Below are 2,964 nucleotides of genomic sequence, written 5' to 3' on the forward strand. Positions count from 1 at the left end.
GCCTTCGTTGACGACGAGATGCGCATGCGCTTCGAGCAAGGCCCGCGTCTCGGGGAAGACGCGGTTGGTGACGACGATTTTCTGTTTGTCCGCCATGTTATTTCAGTGCCTTGCGCAGACGGGCGCCCAGCGCGTCGACAACGACGACGCAAGCGAGGATCGACAAGAGGATCGCCGATACCTGGTCATAGGCGATCAGGCGCAGCGCCGCCATCAGCTCGAAGCCGATGCCGCCGGCACCGACGATGCCGAGAACGGCCGAAGCGCGGAAGTGATACTCCCAGCGGTAAAGCGTGATGTCGGCCAGTTGCGGAAAGACCTGCGGCAACACCGCATGGGTGATAACCTGAAGGCGCGTCGCGCCCGCCGCACGCGCGGCCTCCAGCGGCTTCGGATCGACGTGTTCGATCGCTTCGGCGTAGAACTTGCCGACCATACCGACCGAATGGAGCGCCAGCGCGAGGACACCGGGCAGGGCACCGAAGCCGACCGCGGCGACGAAGAGCACGCCGAGGATGATTTCCGGTATCGAGCGCAGAAAGGCCAGTATCGTCCGCGTGAACTGATAGACGACCGCGTTGGGCGAGGTGTTGGGCGCGGCCAGCACCGCGAGCGGCAAAGAGATGACGACAGCAAGCACCGTGCCCGCAATCGACATGGCGAGCGTGTCGAGCAGCGGCCGCAGCCAGTGCTGCCAGCGCCCGAAGTCGGGCGGCACCATTTCGGAGCCAAGCTGGGCGAGGGCGGGGATGCCGTCGAGAAAACGCTGGCTGTCGAAAAAGCCTGTGATCCAGAGGGCTGCAATGCAGACGGTAACGACCGTGGCGGCGAGCGCCGCGCGGCGAATGCCACCGCGGCGCTCTTCGGCCAGGATCGTCGCGTAGGTTTGCGACATGCTCATCGGCTCAGTTCATCTTCGCGAGTTCGAGGTTGAGCATCTGCGCGGTGTCGCGAAGCACGTCGTAGGCCGCATCGTCGGTCTCCGCAAAGCCCTCGACACGGAAAGACTGGAGGATTTCCGGGTCCTTGAGATCGAGGAAGGCCTCGCGGATTTTTTCCTTCAGCTCGGACGCAAGGTAGCCCTGCATGGTCAGGGGATAGTTGGGGATGGGGTCGCTGAGACCGATCTGAATAAGCTTGCTTTCGTCGATAGTGCCGCGAGCGACGAGCGCGCGATAAATCTGTTCCGAAAGGGCGCCTGCGGGAATCTGGCCATTCTGAACGGCCCGGGCGACGCCGTCATGCGTACCCAGATGCACGACCTTGTAATCCGTATCGCCGACGAGGCCGTTCTTGACGAGGTAGGCACGCGGGGCAAGGTGACTCGACGTGGAAGCCTGGTCGCCGAAGCCGAAGGGATTGCCCTTGATATCGGCAAGCGACTTGACCGGACCGTCCGCCGTCGCGATCAGGATCGAGTTGTAGGTCGGCTTGCCCTTCTCGACACCGACCGCGAAGGCTTCGATCTCAGGCGCCTTCGACTTCGCCAGCACATAGGAAAAACCGCCGAAATAGCCGATCTCAATGCGGCCGAAGCGCATGGCCTCGATCATGGATGAGTAGTCGGTCGTGACGATGATCTCGATTTTCCTGTCGAGCGTCTTCGCGAGATAATCCTTCAGGGGCTGCGCGTTCTGGATCAGCGTGGCCGCGTTTTCGTCGGGCAGCAGCGCGACGCGCAGCGTGTCGGGATCGGGGTTTTGCGCCTCGGCCACGAGCGGCGAGAAGGCCGCCGCGGCGGCGACGAGGGAGACGATCATGGATCGCCGGGTCAGGGACAAGTTCATCGGTTGGGTCCTTTAAGCTGTTTTGGCCATCTTGAGAGGGGCGGAGTTGAGATCGGGCTGGGGCCGGGGCACGGGCTTGGCCACCGTTCCGTAAATCCGTTCGAGAGCAGCGGCATCGAGCGTGTCGGAGGTGCCGTCGAAAACAATGCGGCCGGCGGCGAGGCCGTAGATCCGGTCGCCGTAACGCCGGGCAAGCTCAACCTGGTGAAGGCTGACGATGGCGGTGATGCCGTCTTCGCGGCAAATGCGATGAAGGAGCGCCAGCACCTTGTCGGCGGTGGCGGGATCGAGCGAGGCGACGGGTTCGTCGGCCAGAATAGCGAGCGGCTGTTGCGCCAGGGCGCGGGCGATGCCAACACGCTGCTGCTGGCCGCCCGACAGTTGATCCGCCCGGTGCAGCGCGCGGTCGGCAAGGCCGACGCGATCAAGCGCCTCCAGCGCGATGATCTTGTCCGCTTTGGGCAGGGGCAGGAGCGACCGCAAGGTGCCGTGGAAGGAGAGGCGGCCGGTCAGCACGTTCTGCAGGGCCGTCAGGCGGCCGATCAGGTGATGCTGCTGGAAGATCATGCCGGTGCGCTGGCGGTGGCGGCGCAGCGCGGCGATACTGCCGAGAATGTTGCCGCCGTCTTCCGTCCGGACCTTGCCTGAGGTCGGCCGGACAAGGCCGTTCAGACAGCGCAGCAGGGTCGACTTGCCGGCGCCCGACGAGCCGAGCAGCACGATGAAGCGGCCGACCGGAAAATCCGCGGTCGCCGCTTCCAGCGCCGTCACCCGATTGCCGTAGCGCACCGTTACATTGTCGAGATCGAGCATGAAAACCGCCTCCGCCGAATGATTGCCAAAACCGAACGAAAGGCGGTTTTGATCGGTAGAGCCGGTCTAAAGGTGGCGCGTGACCCCTGGATGACGGGTTTTCGAAACTTTTGTGACAATTGGGGGAGGGGGTTTGGGGGTTGCATTGAATTCCCCCTGACAAAGCCGAAACGCGCGGGCTGATCGAAGCGCGGTAGGAACCGCCATCACTTTCCGAGAGACATGAAAACCCCTCCCGAATTTCGGGAGGGGTTTTTCTTGTGGCGGTACACGCGAACTCCAATCAGCAGGAGCGGTAATACAGAAACCCCGGTGCAGTCCCCCTTCAATCGGGGGTGATCTCCAACTAACGGCAATCAAGGAA

At 63.3% G+C, this 2,964-nt stretch carries 3 protein-coding genes; all 3 read right to left on the reverse strand.

Annotated features, from left to right (window positions below; genetic code table 11):
- Positions 1 to 97 precede the first annotated feature (97 nt).
- The 3 genes from phnE to phnC are packed head-to-tail and all read right to left on the reverse strand — an operon-like array spanning position 98 to position 2,600.
- Entirely contained in the window at positions 98 to 901 is an 804-nt protein-coding gene (gene phnE, locus WEB61_RS13560) for a phosphonate ABC transporter, permease protein PhnE (RefSeq protein ID WP_368064873.1), read from the reverse strand.
- A 4-nt stretch (positions 902 to 905) separates the two neighbouring features.
- On the reverse strand, positions 906 to 1,787 hold the full coding sequence (gene phnD, locus WEB61_RS13565) for a phosphate/phosphite/phosphonate ABC transporter substrate-binding protein (RefSeq protein ID WP_368064874.1): 882 nt from the start codon (positions 1,785 to 1,787) through the stop codon (positions 906 to 908).
- 12 nt (positions 1,788 to 1,799) lie between these two features.
- Positions 1,800 to 2,600 (reverse strand): phosphonate ABC transporter ATP-binding protein, encoded by an 801-nt coding sequence (phnC, locus tag WEB61_RS13570; protein WP_368064875.1) that lies wholly within the window; start codon positions 2,598 to 2,600, stop codon positions 1,800 to 1,802.
- Positions 2,601 to 2,964: the final 364 nt, after the last annotated feature.

This window comes from Parvibaculum sp., assembly GCF_040882025.1.
Lineage (GTDB): Bacteria > Pseudomonadota > Alphaproteobacteria > Parvibaculales > Parvibaculaceae > Parvibaculum.